This is a genomic window from Paractinoplanes bogorensis, assembly GCF_018829635.1.
GTDB classification, from domain to species: Bacteria; Actinomycetota; Actinomycetes; order Mycobacteriales; family Micromonosporaceae; genus Actinoplanes; species Actinoplanes bogorensis.
Genome location: NZ_JAHKKG010000011.1, coordinates 304715 through 326738, shown reverse-complemented (window position 1 = coordinate 326738; position 22024 = coordinate 304715). Strand labels below are relative to the sequence as shown.

Genomic DNA, 22024 nt, shown 5'->3' with positions numbered 1-22024 from the left:
GGCCGAAACATACGGGGTGGCCGCGCGCCCTGACCAGGCACAATCCGAGCCGACCGAAACGCACGGCAACGAAGCGCGCCCAGGCACCGCACAGCCCAGGCAGGGCGGAACCTACGGCAGCCCGGCCGCACCCAGGCAGACCGGCACCTCCCCGGCCTCCGCAAACCGTGACTCGGCGCAGTCCAGGCCGGGCGCGACCTACGGCAGTGCCACCAACGCAGCGCAAGCCGGGCGGGCCGCGACATCCGCGAGCGCCTCACCACCAGACGCTGCGCAGTCCCGGCCGAGCGGAACCTACAGCAGCGCTACACCTCCGAGCAGTGCGCCGCCCGCCCAGCCCGGGGCCGCGCCCGCTGACAACGCGAAGCCGAAGCAAGCCGGAACCTACGGAAGGCCCACCAGCACACCGCCCGCCCAGCCCGGGATGTATGGCGGTGCCGAGGCACCGAGCGGCGCGCCACCTAAGCAAGGCGGCACCTACGGCAGCGCCGCCCCGGCCCAACCAGCAGGCCTCTACGGCAACGCCGCCGCACCCCAGCAAGCCGGCCACACTGCTGCACCCCAGCAGGGCAGCTACACCGCCACACCCCAACAAGCCGGCCGCACCGCTATACCCCAGCAGGCCAGCTACACCGCCGCACCCCCGCAAGCTGGGCACACAGCCGCACCCCAGAAGGGCGGCTACACCGCTGCGCCCCAACAGGGCAGCTACGCCGTCGCGCCACCGCACGGTGGCTACAGCGCACCACCCCCGCAGGGTGGTAACGCAGCGCCGCCCCGGTCCGCCGGGACCTACGGTGCGGGCGGGACAGCGTCGGGCGGGGGCCGGAAGAAGCGGCGAGGGCGGCTCATCGCCGTACTGGGAACCGCTCTTCTGCTTCTGGTTCTGCTCGGCGGTGGGGCGGGCGTGCAGCTCTCCCGCGAACTGCCGAAGGCCACCCTGGCGACGACGGTGGCCGACACGATGCGGATTCCGGGGAAGGCGCCCGCGCTGCCGTGGCCCGATCAAGGGTCGGCCGAGCTCATGATCGAAGGGCTGGGGCGGCTCGGCGGGTCGGGCAGTGACAAGACGGCGCCGATCGGGAGTGTCGCCAAAGTCATGACGGCCTATGTCATCCTGCGGGACCATCCGCTCAGCGGGGACGAGGAAGGGCCTACGCTCACCGTCACCGCGGCCGATGTGGCCGACTACAAGTCGCGGATCTCGACCAACCAGTCGCAGGTGCCGGTGCGGGTCGGGGAGAAGCTGACCGAGCGGGACGCGATCGAGGCGTTGATGCTGCCGTCGGCCAACAACATCGCGCATCAGCTGGCGGTGTGGGATGCCGGGTCGGAAAAGGCCTTCGTCGACAAGATGAACGCCACCGCCGACGAGCTCGGGATGACCGGCACGACGTATTCGGATCCGAGCGGGTTCCTGCCCACCACCGTGAGCACCGCGGCCGACCAGGTGAAGCTGGGGCGGGCGGCGTTGCAGATGGAGGTGTTCGCCGAGATCGTCGCGCTGCCCAGTGCCACGATTCCGGTGGCCGGGAAGATCCGGAACTACAACGACCTGCTCGGGGTGGACGGGGTCTTCGGCATCAAGACCGGCTCGACCGACGAGGCGGGCGGCAACCTGCTGTTCTCGGCGCGGCTGAAGGTCGGCGGGCGGACGCTCACCGTGGTCGGGGCGGTGTTCAACCAGCCCGGCCTGCACACGCCGGAGCAGCTCGCGAACGTCAACCGGGAGGTCCGGGCGCTGCTCAAGTCGGTGCGGCAGACCGTGAAGCAGTACACGCTGCTGCCGGCCGATCCGGTCGGGCAGGTCGAGAGCGCGTGGGGCGACAGCAGCATCGTCCGCCCGGCACAACCGTTGCAGGTCGTCGGCTGGCCCGGGCTCTCGGTTCCGGTCGAGGTGACCACGACCGCGCCGGGTGCGACGGTCACGGCGGGTCAGGCGGTGGGTTCGGTGGAGGCTTCCGGCGTACGGGTGGAACTCCTCGCAGAAGCAGCCATCGGCGAGCCGTCCCTGTGGTGGAAACTGACCCGCATGCCTTAGCGATCCAGTGACCGCAGCACGGCGTCGGTGACCACGCCGAAGGCCAGGTGCGGGAGCACGTCGGACAGCCAGTCGGCGGCCGACCACGTGCACGGGTCGGTGACGTCGAGGGCGGCCATCGACAGGTCGGTCGCGGCCATCGTCGTGGCCCCGATGAGCAGGGCGTTGAACGGGGCCGGCGGACGCACGCCGGCCCGCCGCAGCAGGCCGAAAGCGGTGCCGATCCCGACGCCGGTGACGAGGCCGGTCAGGCTGCCCAGCCCGGCCACCCGGTGCTCGCGGGTCTCGCCGTCGCCGGGCACCGAGACCGGCAGGTGTTCCTCGATGGCCTCGACCGTCTGCTCAGGTGTTTTGCTGCTCGCCCGGCCGCGCAGGGCCATGTCGAGGTAGGTGACGGCGTTGAGGGCAGCGGTGCCGGCGGCGCCCGCGGCGGCTCCGGCCAGGATTCCGGTTCGCATGGGTCAGGCGTGCCCGCCCGGGCGACCGGGAAAACCCCTTACTTGCAGGGGGCCGGTCCCTTGCCCTCGTAGGTGCCGGACGGCTGGCGGAAGGTGGCCACGACCCGGGCATCGGCCGGCAACTCGGCCATCCCGGTGTAGCCGTCGTCGCCGTTGTTCTGCTCGGCGAACCGGGAGCGATCGCTGCGGATCGCCGCGAGGACGTCGGCCGTTCCGGTCACGAACTGGTAGTCGCGGGCCAGGGTGACCGCCTCGTCGTAGCCCACCCCGTCGCGGAACGACCAGTGGCCGTCGGGGTCGACCCGGAGGCTGGCCTGATAGAAGTAGCCGGGGACAGGCCGGTTGCCGTACACGTCGCACACCTTCGGGTCGGCCCGGCCGACGACGACCAGGTCGCGGTAGTTCTCGGCCGGGCCGCCGAACCGCCCGGCGACGGTGAACGCCTTGGTCAGCGGGACGCCGTTGTTCAGCAGGGCGGGGCACAGGGTCATGCTGCCGGGGGTGGCGGCGCCGGGTTTCACCTCGACGACGCCCGGGTCGTTCATCTTGTAGTCGCAGGCGGCCACGGCCGGGGGCTTACCGTCGTCACCGGCGAAGTGGATCACCACCAGCACGGCGATGGCGACCAACGTGGCCGCGGCGATCGCGACGAGAACCCGGACGGGCAGACCGCCCCGAGATGCGCGCGCCTTGATCGCCGTCACCGGCGGCGGCGATGTTGGCGTCGGCGTCGGCGATGACAGGTAGTCGGCGATCAGGGCGGCCGCGAAGGCGGCGGCGTTCGTGGCGGCGACCTGCTGCGACCCGGCTGCGTCGGCCTCGGCCTTCCCGCCGTCGGCCCGGTCACTGATGCCGCGGATGGTGAGCACCCCGACCCGGCCCATGCCGGCGGCGCGGGCCATGCCGGCGCTCTCCATCTCGATCGCCGAGGCATCGTTGTAGTGGCGCCGGAGCTTCTGCGCCAGCAGGGTGGTGCGCGAGTCGAGCACGACGTCACCCGCGGCGACCGCGCCGAACTCGACCACGGGCGCGCCGGGACGGAGGTGGAACGTGCGAGCCACGAACCTGGCGCGTTGCAGCAGCTCGTGATCGGCGTCGAAGGCCTGCGGACGGGCCGCGTAGCCGTCGTCCTGCTCCCGGCCGCCGTCGTAGGCGTAGACCTTGGTCGCGACGACCACGGCGCCCACGTCGAGATCGGTCAGGGCTCCCGCGACACCCACGAAGAGCAGCGCCCGGGGCTGGAACGTGGAGATGGCGCTGCTCGCCATCAGGGCGGCGCCGACGTTGCCGGGGCCGACCTCGACGATGGCGACCCGCGCGCTCGTCCCCTCAAGGGTGCCTACCTCGAATTGGGTGCCCGCGGAATCACTGTGCCGGCGCAGATCACGCAGATGCGAACGGATGGCGTCGTATTCCACCTGTTTGGCCGTCAGCACGACCACCTGCGCAGCGCTGTCCACACCCCACCTGCCCAAACTCGATGGTCCGAAGGCGAGGGACGGAATCGTACTACGCGAGAAAGAGAATCAGGCGGCCGCTTCGGAGGGGCGGTTGACCAGGACCCGGCCCAGGATCAGCGTGACCACCCCGGCCAGCACCACCGAGAGCAGGCCGACGCGCAGGCTGGACTGGTCGGCCACGAACCCGACCAGCGGCGGCGAGAGCAGGAACCCGCCGCGCAGCAGCCAGCTGACGATGGTCAGGCCGGTGCCGGGCGGCAGGCCGGGCAGCTCGTCGGCGGTGTGCATGGCCGCGGGCACCAGGGTGGCCACCCCGAGGCCGGCCAGCGCGAACCCGCCGAGCGCGGTCGGCACCGACGGGAAGGCCAGGGCCAGCCCCATCCCGGCGGCGGCGATCGCTCCACCGGCGCGGACGACCGTGCGCTGGCCGAAACGGTCGACCACCCGGTCGCCGAGCAGCCGGCCGACGGTCATGGCGACCTGCAGGGCGACGACGGCCATACCGGCGGTGGCGGCGCCGGTGTGCAGGTCTTCGGTGAAGAACAGCGCGCCCCAGGACGAGCCCGCGTCCTCGACCAGGGCACCCGCCGCGGCGAGCAGGCCCAGGGCGGCCAGCATGCGGATCGCCGGCCCGGAAAATGATCTTTTCGAGGCGGGACTCGGGGCGGGGGCAGCAACGCGTTCCGCGTCCTCCGGACCGGTCAGCAGGAACCGGTAGGCGACCAGCGCGACCACGCTGAACAGCACGGCCGAGATGCTCAGGTGCACCGCCAGCGGCAGCGACAGACCGGCCGCGGCCGCGCCCATCAGACCGCCCAGGACGGCGCCGATGCTCCAGACGCCGTGCAGGGAGTTCAGGATCGAGCGGCCGTAGAGGCGCTGGACCCGCAGGCCGTGCGCGTTCTGGGCGACGTCGACGACCGCGTCGAGCGCTCCGATCACGAACAGCGCGCCCGCGAAGGCCAGCCAGTGCGAAGAGAACGCGATGGCCAGCGTGGCGACCGTGGTGAGGACGATGCCGAACGACGCGACCCGCGCCGAGCCGAGCCACCGGATGGCCGCGCCGGCCAGCAGACCGGCCAGCAGGGCGCCGACCGGGAGCGCGGCCAGGGCCGTGCCGAAGAGGGCGTTGCTCACCCCCAGGTCGGCCTTGATCTGCGGATATCGCGGCACGACGTTGAACAGCACCGCGCCGTTGAGCAGGAACAGCGCGGCGACGGCGGCCCGGGCCCGGCGAGTGGGCACCGCGATCTCGGTGGTCATGTGTACGATCGTACACATCTCCTGACGACATGATCAAGTACGGCGGAGTAGCTTGACGTCATGGTGGACCTCGACCCTCGGCGGCACGTCCCGCGGACGGACACGGTGCTGGCCGATCCCCGTCTCGCCGAGGCCAGCGGGCGCGCGGGCCGGGCCGCGGTGAAAGCTGCGGTCGTGGCCACCCTTCAACGCGTACGGGATGGGGAACTCAAGCCCGCAGAAGTCGTCGACGCCGCCCTGGCGTCCCTGCCCGCCGGGCTGCGGCCGGTGCTCAACGCGACCGGGGTCGTCCTGCACACCAACCTCGGCCGGGCCGCCCTCTCCCCCGCCGCCCGCGAGGCCGTGCTGGCCGCGACCGGGCACACCGACGTCGAGCTCGACCTGGCCACCGGCCGTCGCGCCAAACGCGGCCGCACCGCGCTCGCCGCGCTGCAGCGGGCGGTCCCGTCGGCGAGCGACGTGCACGTGGTCAACAACGGCGCCGCCGCGCTCGTCCTGGCCGCCACCGCCCTGGCCGCCGGGCGCGAGATCATCGTCAGCCGGGGCGAGATGGTGGAGATCGGCGACGGTTTCCGCCTGCCCGACCTGCTCGAGTCGACCGGGGCGCGGCTGCGCGAGGTGGGCACGACCAACCGCACCTCGCTGGCCGACTACTCCCGGGCGATCGGCCCCGACACCGGCTTCATCCTCAAGGTCCACCCGTCCAACTTCGTGGTCCGCGGCTTCACCAGCGCCGTCGGCATTCCCGCGCTGGCCGCGCTGGGTCCGCCGGTGGTGGCCGACATCGGCTCCGGGCTGCTCGCCCCCGACCCGCTGCTCCCCGACGAGCCCGACGCCGACACCACCCTGGGCGAGGGCGCGACGCTGGTCATCGCGAGCGGCGACAAACTGCTCGGCGGTCCGCAGGCCGGCCTGATCCTGGGCACGTCCATCCTGGTCGAACGGCTTCGCCGGCACCCCCTGGCCCGCGCGTTGCGGGTCGACAAGCTGACCCTGGCCGCGCTGCAGGCCACCCTCACCGGTCCGTCCACGCCGACCTGGGACGCTCTGCGCATCGCACCCTCCGCCCTGCACGCCCGCACGACCTCGGCCCGCGATCGCCTGGCGTCGGCCGGGGTCGAGGCCGAGGTGATCTCGTCGGAGGCGGTGGTCGGTGGCGGCGGGGCCCCCGAGGTCACGCTGCCGTCGTGGTCACTCTCACTCCCTTCCCCGTACGCCGCCTTGTTGCGCTCCGCCCCCACGCCGGTGCTCGGGCGGGTGGAGCGGGGGCGGTTGCTGCTCGATCTGCGCTGTGTCCCGCCGTCGTCGGACGACGAACTGGTCGACATGGTGATCATGGCCGCGGTCCAGGCGGGCTGATTCCGTGCACGTTCTGGCTACGGCCGGGCATGTCGATCACGGGAAGTCGACTCTGGTGCGTGCCCTGACCGGCATGGAACCCGACCGGTGGGCCGAGGAACGCCGCCGCGGCATGACGATCGACCTCGGCTTCGCCTGGACCACGCTCGGCTCGGGCGAGACGGTCGCCTTCGTCGACGTGCCCGGCCACGAGCGCTTCGTGCCCAACATGCTGGCCGGCCTCGGCCCGGTCCCGGCCGCGATGATCGTGGTGGCGGCCGACGAGGGCTGGATGCCCCAGTCGGCCGAGCATCTGGCGGCGCTGGCCGCGCTCGACGTCCGGCACGGTCTGCTGGTCGTGACCCGCAGCGACCTGGCCTCCCCCGCGCCGGCTCGGGAGTCGGCGTTGGAGCGGATCGCCGCGACCCCGCTCGGCCGGGTGCCCGCCGTGGCCGTCAGCGGGACCACCGGCGAGGGGCTCCCGGCCTTGCGGTCCGAGCTCGATCGCCTGGTGGGTTCGCTGCCCGCGCCGGAGCTGGACGCGCCGGTGCGCCTGTGGATCGACCGGGCCTTCACGGTCAAGGGGGCGGGCACCGTGGTCACCGGCACACTGGGCGCGGGGGTGCTGCGCACCGGCGACGACCTGGCGTTGGGTGACGGCCTGGTTCGCGTACGGGGAATGCAGTCTCTCGGAAAGCCCGTCGACTCGGTCCACGCCGTCGCGCGTGTCGCCGTCAACCTGCGCGGCGCCGCCCGCGACGACGTGGGCCGCGGCGATGCCCTGCTGACACCGGGCCGGTTCCGGCACGCCGACCTGATCGACATCCGCCTGCACGGCGACCCGGTGACCGGCCTGCCGTCGACCATGACGTTGCATGCGGGTTCGGCCGCTGTTCCCGTACGCGTGCGCCCGCTCGGCCCCGACACCGCGCGCCTGCGTCTGAGCCGCCCGCTGCCGCTCCGGGTCGGTGACCGCCTGCTGCTCCGCGATCCCGGCCGGCACCACATCGCCGGCGGTGTCACGGTTCTCGATGTCGCCCCGCCCTCGCTGCAACGACGGGGCGCCGCGGCGGCCCGAGCCGGCGTGCTCTCCACCCTGGACGGCCAGCCCGACCTGGCCGGCGAGCTGACCCGCCGCCGCCTGATCCGCGGCGCCGACCTGGCGGCGATGGGAATCCCGCTGTCTCTCGCCCCGGTGGCCGGCGATTGGTATGCCGACCCGGGTCACTGGGCCGCCCTGGGTGACCGACTGCCCGACGAGGTCGCCGCCTTTCAGCGGGACCACCCGCTCGAGCCCGGCATGCCCGTCGAAGCCCTCCGCCACCGCTTGGGCCTGCCCGACCGCGCGCTGGTCACCGCTCTGGTCCGCCCACCACTGGTGATCCGGGCGGGCCGGGTGTCCACGGCCCGATCCGGTCCGCCCGACGAGCTGGTGGCCCTGATCGCCAAGGCGTTCGACGGTCTGGCCCCCTTCGCCGCACCGGAGGGCCACGACCTGGCCGCACTGGGCCTGGGCCCCCGCCAGCTGGCCGCCGCCGCCCGCACCGGCCTGGTGATCCAGCTGGCGCCGCAGGTCATCCTGGCCCCCGGAGCGGTCGAGGCCGCCGCCCGGGCGCTGGCCACCGTGCCGCAGCCCTTCACGCTGAGCGAGGCCCGCCGGGCCCTCGACACCACGCGTCGCGTCGCCGTGCCCCTGCTGGAACTGCTGGACAGCCGCGCGGTCACCGAACGGCGGCCCGACAACACCCGCCGCCTGCGCTGAAACTCAGCTCCCGGCCCCGGGGGTGTAGAGGTCGTCTTCGGTGACGACCGGGGCGAGGTCGTCCTCCGGGCGGCCGACCCGCGCGGCCGAGCCGAACATCGCGCCGCGGGCCGGCTGCACCGGGGCGAAGGAGGCGAAGCCGCGGCGCTGCGGGACGTCGTCGTAGACCGCCTCCATGCCGCCGCGCAGCAGATAGGTCTCGTGCCAGAAGCCGGTGCCGCCGCTGTCGCGCAGGAAGTCGCGCCACCACACGCGGTGCGGCTCCGAGCGGGCCCAGGCCAGCAGCGCGGGCAGATCCCGCCAGTACTGCCGGAGGCCGAGGTGCATGGGGAACAACGACCAGACGAAGGTCTCGTGCGCGAGCAGCCCGTCCGCCTTCTCGTCCGACGGCTTGATCCGCGGGCCACGGGCGATCAGGGTGCGCAGCCCGTAGAGCCGGTTGACCCGCATACCCAGATAGACCACCACCAGGTCGGGATAGGACGACAGATCGACGGTCTCGCGATGGACGCGGCTCGGCTTCACCGGATCTCCTTCCGGTCAGGGATCCTCCGATGGTAAATCCGCGCCCCCGTCGACTCGCTCCGATATGGACGCGGCCAGTTCCTCCGGCGCCTGTTCGGGAATCCAGTGCGAGACACCGTCGAGCACCTTGAAGTCGAACGGACCCGTCACCCAGCGTCGGGTCAGCTCCGCGGCCCGGCGACCGAGGGCGGTGTCACCGGTGCTCCAGACGTACGTCGTCGGGACGGTGACCGCGCCGGCCGCGCGCCCGGCGGAGACGTCGAGGGGCATGGCGCGATACCAGCTCAGCGCGCCGGCCAGGGCGCCCGGGTCGGCGCGGAGCCGGTCGATGTACTCCCTCGCCACGTGCTCGCTGAGGCCGGATCGCTGGAGCAGGGCCACCGCGTATCGCCCGCTCCGCGCGCGGACGGCCGCCTCGGGAAGCCACGGCAGCTGGAAGAATCCGACGTGCCAGGCCTGCAGGAGCTGCGGGCTGGTCAGCATGGCGTTCACCACCGCACGCGGATGCGGCGCGGAGACGGCGGTGAGGCTGTGCAGCCGGTCCGGTCTCGTGGCGGCGACCATCCAGGCGACCCCGTCACCCCAGTCGTGGCCGACCAGGTGGACCCGGTCGGCGCCGGCCGCATCGATCAGGGCGACGACGTCGGCCACGAGTTCGCCGAGCCGGTAGGACCGCCGCGAGCGGGGCCGGGCCCCTGGGGTGTAGCCGCGCTGGTCGGGCGCGATGACCCGGTAACCGGCCGCGAGCAGCGGCCGGGAGACTGCGGCCCACGAGCGCGCACTCTGCGGGAAACCATGCAGGAGGACGACTGTCTCCGCCCCCACCGGCCCCTGGTCGAGCACCTCGAACCGCAGGCCGTTCCGGAAGAACGCTTCCACCCCGTGGACGTTACCTCCGGCGGGAAATGGTCAGGCCTGCGGGACGGCGGCGGTCACCTCGATCTCGAGCACGGCGCCGGGCAGGAACAGGCGGCTCACCTCGACCGTGGTGCTGGCCGGCGGGAGCTTGCCGGGGGCGGGGAACAGACGATGGCGGATTTTCCCGTACGCGGGCAGGTCGTCCAGGCTCGTCATGAACGTGCGGATGAACAGGACGTCGGCCAGGCCCGCGCCGTGCGCGGCGAGGAGGCCGCCGACGATGTCGAAGATGCGCTCGGCCTGGGCGGCGGCGTCGCCGGGGGCCACGACCGCGCCCTCGTCGTCCACCGCGACCTGGCCGGCCAGCAGGATCAGCGAGTCCAAGCGGGCCACGTGGGCGAACCGGTCGCCGAACGGGGCCGCCACCGAAGCCGGGTTGTCGAGAATCATGCCGACGACGCTAGGGCCGGCCAAGCCATGCCACCAGCGAATGTCGCGCATGCCTGCCATGCTCTCGTGTCATGGATACCGTGTTGCTGGAAGTGTTCCGGACGGTCGCCCACGCCGGGTCGATCACGGCGGCGGCGCGGCGGCTCCGCTACACGCAGTCGGCGGTGTCCCGGCAGATCGCGACGCTCGAGAGCGAACTCGGCACGGCCGTGTTCGACCGGCGGCCACGCGGAGTCACGCTGACCGAGGAGGGGCGCGCGCTGCTCCCACACGCCGACGCGATCCTGGCCCGGCTCGGCGACGCGCGGCGCGCGGTGGACGACCTCCGGACCGTGGGCGCGGGGCGGCTGCGGGTCGGGGCGTTTCCGACGGCCGTGGCCGCTCTCGTGCCACGGGCCTTGGCGAGCTTTCGGGAGGCGTACGGGGAAATCGCTCTGAGTCTGGTCGAAGGCCTGACCCCGACGCTGCTGGAACGGCTCGCCCAGGGCGAGGCCGACGTTGTCGTGGTGAGCGAATCGCCGGCCGGACCGATCGACACCGCGCGTTTCGACCTGCGGCACCTGCTCGACGAACGGCTGCTGGTCGCCGTCGGCCGCGATCACCGGCTGGCCCGGCGGCGCACGGTGCGGCTGGCCGAGCTGACCGGGGACGCGTTCATCGCCGGTTCGGCCGACGCCGAGGCGACGCTGTTGCGGGCGAGTCTGCCGACCGGTTTCCGCCCGCGGATCGACATCGTGGCCGCCGAGTGGACCGGCAAACTGGGCTGCGTGGCCGCCGGGCTGGGGGTCGCGCTGGTGCCCGCCCTGGCCATGCGCGGCAAGCCGGCCGACGTCGCGCTGCTGCGCCTGCACCGGGACGACGAGCCGACGCGGCGCATCTGTGCCGCGACGCTCCGGGGCCGGACCCGACCGGCGGCGGTGGAACGCTTCCTGCCGCTGCTGACCGCCGCCGTCGACCCGGCGTGGACCCGATGACCGGTGGTAAGCGGAGGCGGACGGGAATCGAACCCGCCTGGCCCGGATGCCGGGCCACGACAGTTTTGAAGACTGCGAGGGGCACCAGCCACCTGAACGCCTCCGTCCGCAACCCTAACCGGGCGGATGGGCGGATATGTCGGCGGCGTGCCAGAGTGGGGGCGTGACGAAGCGGCTCACCGAATACGCGCACGGCGGCGGCTGTGCCTGCAAGATTCCGCCCGGCGAACTCGAAGCGGTGGTGGCCGGCCTGGTCGGGGTCGGTGCGCCCAAGGGGCCGGGTGAGCTGCTGGTCGGGTTGGACGACGGGGACGACGCAGCCGTGGTCAGCCTGGCCAACGGCACGGCGGTGGTGGCCACGGCCGACTTCTTCACGCCGGTGGTCGACGACGCGTACGACTGGGGGCGCATCGCCGCGGCCAACGCGCTGTCCGATGTCTATGCCATGGGCGGCACGCCGGTGGTGGCGGTCAACCTGCTGGCCTGGCCGCGTGATCTGCTGCCGATGGAGCTGGCGGGCGAGGTGCTGGCGGGCGGGCTCGCGATCGGGCGGGAGGCGGGCTGCCATGTGGCCGGCGGGCACAGTGTGGACGATCCGGAACCCAAGTACGGCATGGCGGTCACCGGCATCGCCGACCCCGAGCGACTGCTGCGCAACGACGCCGGCGTCGCGGGGGTGCCGCTCACGCTGACCAAGCCACTCGGCATCGGGGTGCTCAACAGCCGGCACAAGGCGACCGGCGAGGTGTTCGACGAGGCGATCGCCGTGATGACCACGCTCAACCTGTCGGCGTCGTCCCGGGCCCTCGGTGGGGGCGCGGTCTGCGCGACCGACGTGACCGGCTTCGGGCTGCTCGGGCACCTGCACAAACTGGCCCGGGCGAGCGGGGTCACGGCGCGGATCGAGGCGTCGAAGGTCCCCTACATCGACGGGGCGCGGCAGGCTCTCGCGGCGGGCTACGTCAGTGGGGGCACGCGCCGCAACCTCGACTGGGTGCGGCCGCAGCTCGACGCCGCCGTGAGCGAGGACGAACTGCTGCTGCTGGCCGACGCCCAGACCTCGGGCGGGCTGCTGGTGGCGGGCGAGGTCCCGGGCTATCCGGTCGTCGGCGAGCTGATCCCGGGCCGGGCCGACGGGACGACGGTGGAGGTCCGGGCTTGACTTCGAGTGCACTCGAACTGCGAGGCTGACCGGGTGAACGCATACACCGTGGGCGAGGCGGCCGAGATGGTCGGGCTCACCGCGCACACGTTGCGCTGGTACGAGCAGGAGGGCCTGGTCGCGCCGATCGACCGCGACTCGGCCGGGCGACGCCGGTACTGCGACGACGACATCGGCTGGCTGCGCTTGCTGATCCGGCTGCGGACCACCGGCATGCCCGTACGGGAAATGTGCCGTTATGCGGAAATGGTGCGAGCCGGCGACCACACCGTCGGCGATCGGCTGCAGCTCTTCGTCGAGCATCGCGAGCGGGTGCTGGCCCGGATCGACGAGCTGCAGCAGGATCTGGCGATGCTCGACCTCAAGATTTCCGTGTACGGGGAGATGGCGCAGGCCCAGGCGCAGCCCCTCGCCTCGCGTTGAGCCGCTCGCGCTGCGGGACGACCGTGTAACGCGGATCCTTGGCCGACTCGACACCCGCCTCGAACACCCCGAAACGGGTCAGCGCCGAGCCCGCCAGCAGCGACAACCCGGCCAGTGCGGAGATCGTCCGGCTCCGGCGCCCGACCACCGCACCGACCGCCCCGGCGATCGTCAACGCCCGGGCCGCACGCAGCAGCTTGCCCGGTCGTCCGGCATGGTACGGCTCGCTGAGCAGCCCGTACCTCGTCTCGACGCGGTGCCCGGCGGCCAGCTCGATCGCCGCGCCCGCCACCGCCATCCGGCGCGCGGGCCGGCCGGGCGCCGCGATCAGGCCGACGCCCGCGCCGCTGGCCAGCGCGCTGCCGGCGAACATGAACGGCAGGTCCGGATAGACGGCGTTCCAGCTGGGCACGGCGGTGTCGGCGAAGAGCACGGCCGTGTACGTCGCCAGCCCCGGAGCAAGCGCAGCCGCCCCGTACCCCGCGGCCGCGCCCAGCGGAGGCAGCAGCCGGAAGACCCCGCGCGACGGCAACAGCGGTGCGAACTCGGCCGCCGCCGCCACGCTCGCGGCCCCGCCGAATGCGCTCAGCAGCCACGTTCCCATCGACATGGGCGAGGTCGGCTTGGCGACGCGCAGCATGTGATGGAAGCGTTCCGGACGACCGAGATCCTTGATCAGGAAGAACGTGCTGGCCCCGAGCGCGCCCATGGCCGCCGCCCGCCCGGCCCGGCGCAACGCGATGTCACCGGTGACCTGGCCGCCGGCCGCGAGCAGGGCCGAGCCCGCCGCAAGCCCACCGGTGAACAGATAGATCGCGATATCGTGCGTCCACACCGGCGGCCGCACGATCGGGCGCCCGTAGTACGACTGGAAGTCGGCCCGCGGAACCATCGACCGGTCGCCCCGGCCGCCGCCGCGTCGACCGTCGCCCCCACGTCGGTCGCCACCAGCGCCGTGCACGCTGCGGCCGACGCGCCGGGCATCGTTGCGGCCGCGATCGCCGTGCGCGGCGTCGCCGGGTTCAGGGTCGTTGAGGCTCACTGGCGTCTCCCGGCAAAGGCGACGACCGCCGCACCCACCATGGTCAGGGCGGCCCACCCGGCCCGCCTCCACATGTGGGGCAGGTCGCGGGTCGGGACGTGCGGGTCGGGCGGCAGTCCGTAGACCTCGGGCTCGTCGAGGAGCAGGAAGAACGCCCCGTCCCCGCCCACGCCGTCGTCGTCGCTCTCGCCGTAGAGCTGGGCCGACGTCTCGCCCTCGGCGTGCAGCTTCTCGAGGCGGCGCTGAGCCCGCTCGCGCAGCTCGTCGAGTTCCCCGAACTGGATCGACTCGGTCGGGCAGGCCTTCGCGCAGGCCGGGGTCAGCCCGTCACCGATGCGGTCGTAGCAGAGCGTGCACTTCCAGGCCCGGCCGTCGCCTTCCCGGCGGTCGATCACGCCGTAGGGGCAGCCGGAGATGCAGTAGCCGCACCCGTTGCAGATGTCGTCCTGCACGACGACCGTCCCGAACTCGGTTCGGAACAACGCCCCGGTCGGGCACACGTCGAGGCAGCCGGCGTGGGTGCAGTGCTTGCAGACGTTCGACATCATCAGCCAGCGGAAATCGCTGCGCTCGGCGGGCGCCGCCGTACCCGGCAGCTCCGACGTCGGCATGCCGAGGAACTGACCGCCGCCACCCGAGGGAGCGCCGCCCACAAGCCCGGGCGCAGAGCCACCGCCCGACGGGCCGGACGCAGAAGCGGAAGCGCCGCCCGAACAGCCGCACGAAGAAGAACCGCCGGAACAGCCGCCCGCACCCGAGCCACCCGCGGCCGGGCCGTCCATGAAGTCGGTTCCCGCCGTCGCAGCCGCCGCCAGCGCATCCACAGCGGGCGCAATCCCCGGCGCGGTGCCCGTATCCGGCACGGTCCGAGCCGCGATCACATTGGCACCCGGAGCGGCGACCGGCCGCCCCGACGCCACTGCCGGCTGCTCGATGAACGCCACATGCCGCCACGAGTTGGCCGTCAGCCCGCCCGTGTTGTCATAGGACTGCCCGAGCAGGTTGAACCCGTCGTCCGGCACGTCGTTCCACGTCTTGCAGGCCACCTCGCACGCCTTGCACCCGATGCACACCGACGTGTCGGTGAAGAACCCCATCCGCGGCGGAGCGTCGGTATATCCCGCGTCGGGCGCCGGATCCATCGGCCCGTAGAGGCTGTTACTCCCCATCAGCGGGTTCCTCCGAAGCGGAATCAGAAGCCGAGTAGGAAGGGGAAGCGGTCACGATCGGCGTGTGGTGGTCCGCGGTCAGCCCGGCCCGATCACGATAACCCTGCACGAATCGCAACAGGTCGTGACCGGTCGGCCGACGCCCCGGGCGGATGTCGCAGGTGCCGACCTTGCTCTCCTGGATGAGCACGTTGGGGTCGAGCGTAATCCCGATCAGGTCGTTCGCCGAGTCACCGGTGACCAGCCCTTCGCTGCCCCAGTGGTAGGGCATCCACAGCTGGTGCACCACCCGGCCCTCGATCCGCAGGGGCCGCAGCCGATCGGTGACCAGCACTTTGGCCTCGATCGCGGCGCGCGCCGTGATGATGTGGGCCCAGCCGGTGTGTTCCAGGCCGCGTTCGGCCGCGAGCTCCGGCGACACCTCGACGAACATCTCCGGCTGGAGCTCCGACAGGTAGGCCAGCTGACGGCTCATCCCGCCGGCCGTGTGGTGCTCGGTCAGGCGCGAGGTGCTGAAGACGTACGGGAAAATCTCGGAATGCCGCTCGGGCGGACTCGGGTTGGTCGGATTGTCGGAGCGGTCGTAGGTCTTGCGCGTCGGGTTGGCCTGCTGCCCGTAGAGCGGGTTGCGCACGCCCGACTCGGCCGGCTCGTAGTGGGTCGGCATCGGGCCGTCGATCAGACCGCTCGGCACGTAGAGCCAGCCCTTCCCGTCGCCCTGCATGATGAACGGGTCGTCCCCGGCGATCGCCGCCACGCCGGAAGCCCCGGCCGGCGGACGGTAGGACGGCGGCTTGGTCTTCTCGAAGTCGGGAACGTCGTCGCCCGTCCATTCGCCCGCGGCTTCGTCCCACCAGACGTACTTCTTGCGTTCCGACCACGGCTTGCCATCAGGGTCGGCCGACGCACGGTTGTAGAGCGTGCGCCGATTGGCCGGCCACGCCCAGCCCCATTCGGGCGCCACATAGTTCTGCGCGGCGCCCGGTTTGCGGCGGTTGGCCTGATTGACGCCGTCTTTGAACACGCCCGTGTAGATCCAGCAGCCACCCGACGTCGTACCGTCGGCCTTCATCTCGCCGAACGAACTGAGCAGCTTGCCGGTCGTCAGGTCGTAGCCGTTGATCTCCTTCAGGACGGCCTCACCATCGGGCTCCTCGGACGACCCGTAGTCCCAGGTCAAATTCAGAAGAGCCTGATCCCGCGTACGCGTGGAGCCCGCCAGCCGCTCTTTCAGCAGAAGACCGAGGTGATAGAAGAACCACAGCTCACTGCGCGCGTCACCTGGCGGGTCGACGGCTTTCTCCCGCCACTGCAGCATGCGCTGGGTCTGGGTGAAGGTGCCCTCCTTCTCGGCGTGCGACGCGGCCGGCATGAAGAAGACCTCGGTCTTGCAGTCCTCGGGCGACATCTCGCCGGTGGCCACCTCGGGCCCGTTCTTCCAGAACGTCGCGCTCTCGATCATGAACAGATCCCGGACCACCAGCCAGTCGAGGTTGGCCAGGCCGAGCCGCTGCGCGCGCCCGTGGGCCGAGCCGACAGCCGGGTTCTGCCCGAGCAGGAAGTAGCCCTTGATCTTCCCGTCGATCATGTCGAGGACCTGCTGGTACGTGCCGTGGTCGCCGGTCAGGCGGGGCATCCAGTCGTAGCCCCAGTCGTTCCCGGCGGTCGCCGCGTCGCCGAAGTAGGCCTTCAGCAGGCTCACCGCGTACGACTCGGCGTTGGCCCAGAAGCCCTTCTGCCCCGGGTGCCGGATGTCGTCGACCCACTTCTGGAACGTCTCGTGCTTCTGGAAATGCGGCATCGGCAGGTAGCCCGGCAGCAGGTTGAACAGCGTCGGGATGTCGGTCGACCCCTGGATGCTGGCGTGCCCGCGCAGCGCCATCACCCCGCCGCCGGGCCGGCCCATGTTGCCCAGCAGCAGCTGGATGATCGCGCCGGTGCGGATGTACTGCACACCCACGCTGTGCTGCGTCCACCCGACCGAGTAGACGAGCGCGGTCGTCCGTTCCCGGCCCGAGTTCGCCGTCCACGCCTCACACACTTCGAGGAACTGCTTTTCCGGTACGCCGCACAGCCGCTCGACAACCTCAGGCGTGTAGCGCGCGTAGTGCCGCTTGAGCACCTGATAGACGCAGTGCGGGTCTTGGAGCGTCGGGTCGCGGCGGACGTCGGCGGGCAGCGGCGGGCCATGGGACTCGTGCTGCTGCGCGCTCGCCGTGTCGGGATCCGGCTCGGCGGCCTCCCCCTCGAGGCCCGCGTACATCCAGCTCGACTGGTCGTACGTGTTGGTCTCGGGGTTGAACCCGCTGAACAGCCCGTCGAGATCCTCGGTGTCGAGGAAGTCGTCGCTGACGATCATGGACGCGTTCGTGTACGCCAGCACGTACTCGCGGAAGTCCTTCTCGTTGCTCAGGATGTAGTTGACCACGCCACCGAGGAACGCGATGTCCGCACCCGCGCGCACCGGCAGATAGGTGTGAGCCAGTGCGCTCGTACGGGTGAATCGGGGGTCGACGTGAATGATCTTCGCCCCGCGGTTCTTGGCCTCGACGACCCACTGGAAGCCCACCGGGTGCGCCTCGGCCATGTTCGAGCCCTGGATGACGATGCAGTCGGCGTTAGCCAGATCCTGGAGGAATCCGGTGGCCCCGCCCCGGCCGAAGGAGGTCCCCAGACCGGGAACCGTGGCCGAGTGTCAAATACGCGCCTGGTTCTCGATCTGGATGGCGCCCATCGCGGTGAACAATTTCTTGATCAGGTAGTTCTCTTCGTTGTCGAGCGTCGCCCCACCGAGACTCGAAATCCCCAGCGTGCGGTTGAGCGGCGTCCCGTGCTCATCCGCGGCCTGCCACGTCTCGTCACGCGCGGCCAGCACCCGATCCGCGATCATCTCCATCGCGGTGTCGAGATCAAGTTCTTCCCAGTCTTTCCCGTACGGACGCCGGTACAGCACTTTCTGCTGCCGCCGCTCGCTGGTCACGAGGCTGAGACTGGCCGAACCCTTGGGACACAACCGCCCCCGCGACACCGGCGAATCGGGGTCGCCCTCGATCTGGACGACCTTCTCGTCCTTCACGAAGATCCGCTGCCCGCACCCGACCGCACAGTAGGGACACACCGACTTGGCGACCCGATCGGCCGTCTCGGTGCGAGCGGTGAGTTCCTTGGACTTCTTCGACTGGGCGGCGGCCCCACGCCCGAGCGGATCCGTGCCCGTCAGCTGCCGGTAGACCGGCCAGCCTTCGATCCACGTCTTCACGCCCACGATCAAGACAGTAGTCCGCCGTCCCCCGCGCCGCACGGGCAGAGCGGCGATACTGGGGGCATGGCTGAGATGCGTCGCTGTCCACGCTGCGGCCACCTCACGCGCGCCGATCGCATGGTCAAGGGCTTCGGCCGCGACTGCGCCACCCAGCTCGGCCTGGTCGGTCGCTCGGTCGACGTCGGCCACGAGGGCCCCGATCTGCTCGACGTTCTGGCGCAGAACCGACCCGAACCGGCCGACGAATGCGACGGCGGCGACCGGCCCGCCGACGCGTTCTGAACAGAGGCTGCGCGACCGGTCGGCCGGGGTCTAGTCTGCAGGCGCTCACCTCGCGGCACGAAGAAGGAAGCCCAGATGCGCGGCCTCGCCCTGATCGCTGTTCTCGCCGCTCTGATCCCCGCCGCGCCCGCTCAGGCGGCGCCGGGTCAAAAGCTGCGGATGGACAACGTCAGCGTGAGCCCCGGCGGGCCGACCAAGCTGATCCGGGCCACCTTCACCGCCCCCGCGGACAACCAGGCGCCGCCGTTCGATGTCGTCTTCGACATCACCGCCGCGGCCGAGCTGGTGACGATCAAGCCGTACGGGCCCTGCACGACGACCGCGACGACCATCACCTGCAAGGCGCTCCGGGGCACCTTCTACGAGTCGCCGCTCGACATCACCGCCAAGCCGGGCGCCGCGATCGGAGCAAGGGCCGAGCTTCCCGTACGGGCGGTGGCCGACGGCACCACGCTGGCCAGCGCTACCGGCACCGTCACCATTGCCGAGAGCACCGACCTGGTCGCGCTGCAGCTGCAGGACGACATCACGGTGGCCACTGGTGCGACGTTCGGGCTGAGTGCCGGCGTACGGAATGAAAGCGACCGCCCCGTCACCGGAGTCGTGCTCGAGCTGGGCACGGTGCGGGGCCTCGACACCGCCGCGCACAGCAACTGCGCCCGGGCCGGGTACGCCACCGCCTGCCACTTCGATACCGAGCTCGCGCCCGGCCAGGAGTACCGCCTGAGCACCCCGCTGCAGATCACCGCGACCGACGAGACGTGGGCGCCGAGCCGGTGGCAGAGCTCGTTCAACTGGTACACCGACCAGGACTGGGCCGACGGCGACCGCACCATCCCGACGGGCAGCGGCCCCGAACTCACCCTCGAGCCGGTCGTCGCCGCCCGGGCCGTACCGCAGACCGATCCGCAGAACAACAACAACTCCGACTTCTGGGTCGTGACGCTCACCGGCAGCAACCGCTCCAACTTCACCGCGCGCGGCGCCGAGGCGTCGGCCCAGGTCGGCGACACGATCACCGTACGAGTCGGCGTGCACAACAACGGCCCGGCCCGCCTCGAGGGCTACGGCGCCGCACTGGGCTCATACCTGACTGTCGGCGTCACCCCGCCCGCCGGCACCACCGTGGTCAAGGCGCCGGCCCTGTGCGAGCCCTACAACGTCGACGGCCCGCTGTCCCCGCCGTGGCCGCCCGGCGCCGCCATCGACGACGGCAACTACTACTGCTTCCACCCCAACGACGACATCTCCCAGTTCGACCCCGGCAAGACGGTGACCTGGGAGTTCAAGCTGCGCGTGACCAGGCCCGGCACCCTCCGCGGCAAGATCTTCACCCACGTGGTCGCGCCGTCGCAGTTCCCGCAGGGCGACCCCGACCCGGCCGACGACGACGCTGCCATCGTCATCAACGCGACGGGAGCCGGCGGCGGCACCGGGGGCGGCCTCCCGATCACCGGCACCAACACCGCCGTGGTCGCCCTGATCGGCCTGGCCCTGTTGCTGGCCGGCGCGGTCACCCGCGTCGCCACCCGCCGCCGTTGACCACTCCGGGGCTGGATGAGGTCGACTGGGCCTCGATGCGGCACGCCTACGGCCCGGCGACCGGGATGCCCGACCTGATCCGGGGGCTGACCTCGGAGAAGAAGCGGGTCCGGGCCTGGGCGCAGGAGTGCATGTGGAGCGGTGTCCACCATCAGGGTGATGTCTACGAGTGCACGTTGCGGGCCGTCCCGTTCCTGCTCGAGGCGGCCGCGACGCCCGGCCGTCCGGGCCGTGGCGGCGTTCTGCGTCTGCTCGCGAGCATCGGCAGCGCGGAGATCGACGACCTCGGCCGGCTGCCCACGACCGGCGGTTTCTGGCGCGCCGCGCAGCCGGCGGTGGCAGCGGGGCACACGATGTTCCTGGAGCTGCTCGGCGACCGCCGGAAGAAGGTCCGGCGAGCGGCGACCGAGGCGTTGCTGGTCTGCCGCGACCGCGAGGCCGAGACGGTGGCGGCGCTGCGGGAGCGTCTGGCCGTCGAGAAGCATTCCGGCGTACGCACCGCCATCCTCGCCGCCGCCGGCACCATCGCACGGCGGGCCGGCAACCCCGCCGACCTGCTCGACTGGCTTCGCGACCTGGTCGCCCGTTCGCCCCACGCCGACGTACGGCTGGCGGCGCTCACCGAGCGGCTGCGGCTGACCGGGGACACGGACGACGACCTCGAACCGACGCTGTACGCGATGCTCGGCGAGACCGACGCGATCGACCTGCGCGACCTGCGGGAGGCCCTGGGCGACCGGGTCGCCGTACGCAACCGCCTACTGGCCCGGGTCGTCCGCGAGGGCTCGGAGGACCGCCAGGTCAATGCGATGTGGGCGGCCGGCGGCGCGATGGATCATTGGCGCGGCGACTACCACGACCTGATGCTGGCGTTCACCGAACTGCTGCCGCGTCCCACCCGCAGCCTCGGCCTGCGCATCCTCACCGGGGACACCTGGCCGCTGGCCGCTCCGGTGGCCGATGAGGTGTTCGCGTACATCGACGACGAGCTCGGCCGGGGCCGGCCCGCGTATGCCGGGCAGGAGCAGGATTTCTGGAGCTTCGAGGGCGGCCCGATCTGGGCGCTCACCACCACGCTGGCCCGGCTGGGCGACCCCCGGGCGGTGCCGATCATCACGCGGGCGCTCGAGGAGGACCTGCTGCCGGTCGGCTGCCGTCCACCCCTGACCGCCTTCGGTGCCGGGATCGCGCCGCTGATGCCCCTGCTACGCGGCCAGATCCAGCGGGCGATCGCCGCCGGCGACCACGACGCGGGCCGCAGTCTGCTGTGGAACCTGCGCGAGGCGGGCCCTGAGGTGTTGCCCGAGGTGCTGGCCCTGCTGCCGTACGACGGCTCGTGGGGCCCGTCGTTGATGGTGCTGACGGCGCTGGGGCCGGCCGCGAGCCCGGCGGCACCCCTGCTCCGCGACCGGATCCGGACCGGCGATCCCGCGACCATCGGCAACGCCGCCCAGACGCTCGCCGCCGTCGTCGGCGAAGAGGCCGAGCCGGAGCTGCGCGCTCTCCTGACACACGAGCATTCCGACGTCCGCCGGGGCGCGGCCACCGGCCTCCGCCGCATCGGAGTCCCGGCCGGCGAGGTCGTGCACGCCTACACGGCGGACGACCACGCGACGCTGCGCGAGCTGGGTCCGGCCGCGGCCCACCTGGTGCCCCAGCTCCGGGCCGACCTCGAGACCACGAGATGGCCGGAGTTGGTCCTCACCACCCTGTGGAAGATCACCGGCGACGCCGAGACCTACCTGCCGCCCTTCCTCAAGCAATGGCAGCAGACACGCAGCCGCAACGCCGCGATCGCCGGCGCCTGGATCGAGATGGGCCCGGCGGCCGCCGAGGCCGAGCCGTTGCTGCGCGCCGAACTGGCCCACCCGGTGCGGTCGACCTACGAGCCGAACAGCCGCGGAAGCGCCGACATCCAAACCGACGAAGCCTTCCTGGCCCAGTGCCGCCGAGCGCTGGCCGCCGTCACCGGCCATTGACGTTCCCCGCTGGAACACATTGATGTTCTACGAT

At 72.0% G+C, this 22024-nt stretch carries 18 protein-coding genes and 1 tRNA gene; 9 read left to right on the top strand and 10 right to left on the bottom strand.

Features of this window, described 5'->3' with window-relative positions; genetic code table 11:
* The first annotated feature begins 907 nt into the window (after positions 1-907).
* Positions 908-2041 carry a D-alanyl-D-alanine carboxypeptidase family protein gene (locus tag KOI35_RS33435; RefSeq protein ID WP_308121258.1) on the top strand — a complete coding sequence of 378 codons (1134 nt, stop codon included), beginning with the start codon at positions 908-910 and terminating at the stop codon, positions 2039-2041.
* Here KOI35_RS33435 and KOI35_RS33430 read toward each other — a convergent pair.
* The 3 genes from KOI35_RS33430 to KOI35_RS33420 form a co-directional block, all read right to left on the bottom strand.
* Entirely contained in the window at positions 2038-2499 is a 462-nt protein-coding gene (locus KOI35_RS33430; RefSeq protein ID WP_215792684.1) for a hypothetical protein, read from the bottom strand. The genes KOI35_RS33435 and KOI35_RS33430 overlap by 4 nt on opposite strands.
* Positions 2500-2537: 38 nt before the next feature.
* The gene (locus KOI35_RS33425) at positions 2538-3959 is read right to left on the bottom strand and encodes a 5'-methylthioadenosine/S-adenosylhomocysteine nucleosidase family protein (RefSeq protein ID WP_215792683.1); all 1422 of its coding nucleotides are present in this window, start codon (positions 3957-3959) and stop codon (positions 2538-2540) included.
* A gap of 66 nt (positions 3960-4025) precedes the next feature.
* Complete coding sequence (locus tag KOI35_RS33420) at positions 4026-5222, bottom strand: MFS transporter (protein WP_215792682.1); 1197 nt, start codon at positions 5220-5222, stop codon at positions 4026-4028.
* Between the two features lie 60 nt (positions 5223-5282).
* On the opposite strand from KOI35_RS33420, the gene selA reads away from it, so the two are divergent.
* On the top strand, positions 5283-6581 hold the full coding sequence (selA, locus tag KOI35_RS33415) for an L-seryl-tRNA(Sec) selenium transferase (protein ID WP_215792681.1): 1299 nt from the start codon (positions 5283-5285) through the stop codon (positions 6579-6581).
* 4 nt (positions 6582-6585) lie between these two features.
* Positions 6586-8322 (top strand): selenocysteine-specific translation elongation factor, encoded by a 1737-nt coding sequence (gene selB / locus KOI35_RS33410; protein ID WP_215792680.1) that lies wholly within the window; start codon positions 6586-6588, stop codon positions 8320-8322.
* A gap of 3 nt (positions 8323-8325) precedes the next feature.
* On the opposite strand, the gene KOI35_RS33405 is transcribed toward selB, so the two are convergent.
* From KOI35_RS33405 to KOI35_RS33395, 3 genes are read right to left on the bottom strand one after another with little or no spacing between them, the layout of a single operon-like run.
* On the bottom strand, positions 8326-8847 hold the full coding sequence (locus KOI35_RS33405; protein WP_215792679.1) for a monooxygenase family protein: 522 nt from the start codon (positions 8845-8847) through the stop codon (positions 8326-8328).
* A 15-nt stretch (positions 8848-8862) separates the two neighbouring features.
* Positions 8863-9726 (bottom strand): alpha/beta fold hydrolase, encoded by an 864-nt coding sequence (locus KOI35_RS33400; RefSeq protein WP_215792678.1) that lies wholly within the window; start codon positions 9724-9726, stop codon positions 8863-8865.
* 30 nt (positions 9727-9756) lie between these two features.
* Complete coding sequence (locus KOI35_RS33395) at positions 9757-10155, bottom strand: RidA family protein (RefSeq protein ID WP_246614156.1); 399 nt, start codon at positions 10153-10155, stop codon at positions 9757-9759.
* 71 nt (positions 10156-10226) lie between these two features.
* Here KOI35_RS33395 and KOI35_RS33390 point away from each other — a divergent pair, with 71 nt between their 5' ends.
* Positions 10227-11129 carry a LysR family transcriptional regulator gene (locus KOI35_RS33390; RefSeq protein WP_215792676.1) on the top strand — a complete coding sequence of 301 codons (903 nt, stop codon included), beginning with the start codon at positions 10227-10229 and terminating at the stop codon, positions 11127-11129.
* Positions 11130-11139: 10 nt separating this feature from the next.
* Here the strand turns inward: KOI35_RS33390 and KOI35_RS33385 are convergent.
* Positions 11140-11233, bottom strand: a tRNA-Sec gene (locus KOI35_RS33385).
* A 32-nt stretch (positions 11234-11265) separates the two neighbouring features.
* Here KOI35_RS33385 and selD point away from each other — a divergent pair.
* Both selD and KOI35_RS33375 read left to right on the top strand, forming a co-directional pair.
* A complete protein-coding gene (selD, locus tag KOI35_RS33380) occupies positions 11266-12291 on the top strand; it encodes a selenide, water dikinase SelD (protein WP_215792675.1) in 1026 nt (341 codons plus the stop codon).
* Positions 12292-12324: 33 nt separating this feature from the next.
* The gene (locus KOI35_RS33375; RefSeq protein ID WP_308121256.1) at positions 12325-12714 is read left to right on the top strand and encodes a MerR family transcriptional regulator; all 390 of its coding nucleotides are present in this window, start codon (positions 12325-12327) and stop codon (positions 12712-12714) included.
* On the opposite strand, the gene nrfD is transcribed toward KOI35_RS33375, so the two are convergent.
* Genes nrfD through fdh form a run of 3 tightly spaced genes read right to left on the bottom strand, consistent with a single transcriptional unit; the run spans position 12653 to position 18190 of the window.
* Positions 12653-13756: an NrfD/PsrC family molybdoenzyme membrane anchor subunit gene (nrfD, locus tag KOI35_RS33370; RefSeq protein WP_438870642.1), complete on the bottom strand. Its 1104-nt coding sequence runs from the start codon at positions 13754-13756 to the stop codon at positions 12653-12655. The two genes, KOI35_RS33375 and nrfD, sit on opposite strands and share 62 nt — an antisense overlap.
* On the bottom strand, positions 13753-14928 hold the full coding sequence (locus tag KOI35_RS33365) for a 4Fe-4S dicluster domain-containing protein (RefSeq protein WP_246614206.1): 1176 nt from the start codon (positions 14926-14928) through the stop codon (positions 13753-13755). The genes nrfD and KOI35_RS33365 overlap by 4 nt, the downstream gene beginning before the upstream one ends.
* Positions 14915-18190: a formate dehydrogenase gene (fdh, locus tag KOI35_RS33360; RefSeq protein ID WP_308121255.1), complete on the bottom strand. Its 3276-nt coding sequence runs from the start codon at positions 18188-18190 to the stop codon at positions 14915-14917. Before fdh ends, KOI35_RS33365 begins: the two co-directional genes overlap by 14 nt.
* A gap of 60 nt (positions 18191-18250) precedes the next feature.
* Between fdh and KOI35_RS33350 the strand changes: the two genes are divergently transcribed.
* The 3 genes from KOI35_RS33350 (at position 18251) to KOI35_RS33340 (ending at position 21990) form a co-directional block, all read left to right on the top strand.
* Positions 18251-18469: a hypothetical protein gene (locus KOI35_RS33350; RefSeq protein WP_215792671.1), complete on the top strand. Its 219-nt coding sequence runs from the start codon at positions 18251-18253 to the stop codon at positions 18467-18469.
* Positions 18470-18544: 75 nt separating this feature from the next.
* Positions 18545-20011: a hypothetical protein gene (locus KOI35_RS33345; protein WP_215792670.1), complete on the top strand. Its 1467-nt coding sequence runs from the start codon at positions 18545-18547 to the stop codon at positions 20009-20011.
* Positions 20008-21990: a HEAT repeat domain-containing protein gene (locus KOI35_RS33340; RefSeq protein ID WP_215792669.1), complete on the top strand. Its 1983-nt coding sequence runs from the start codon at positions 20008-20010 to the stop codon at positions 21988-21990. Before KOI35_RS33345 ends, KOI35_RS33340 begins: the two co-directional genes overlap by 4 nt.
* Positions 21991-22024 lie beyond the last annotated feature (34 nt).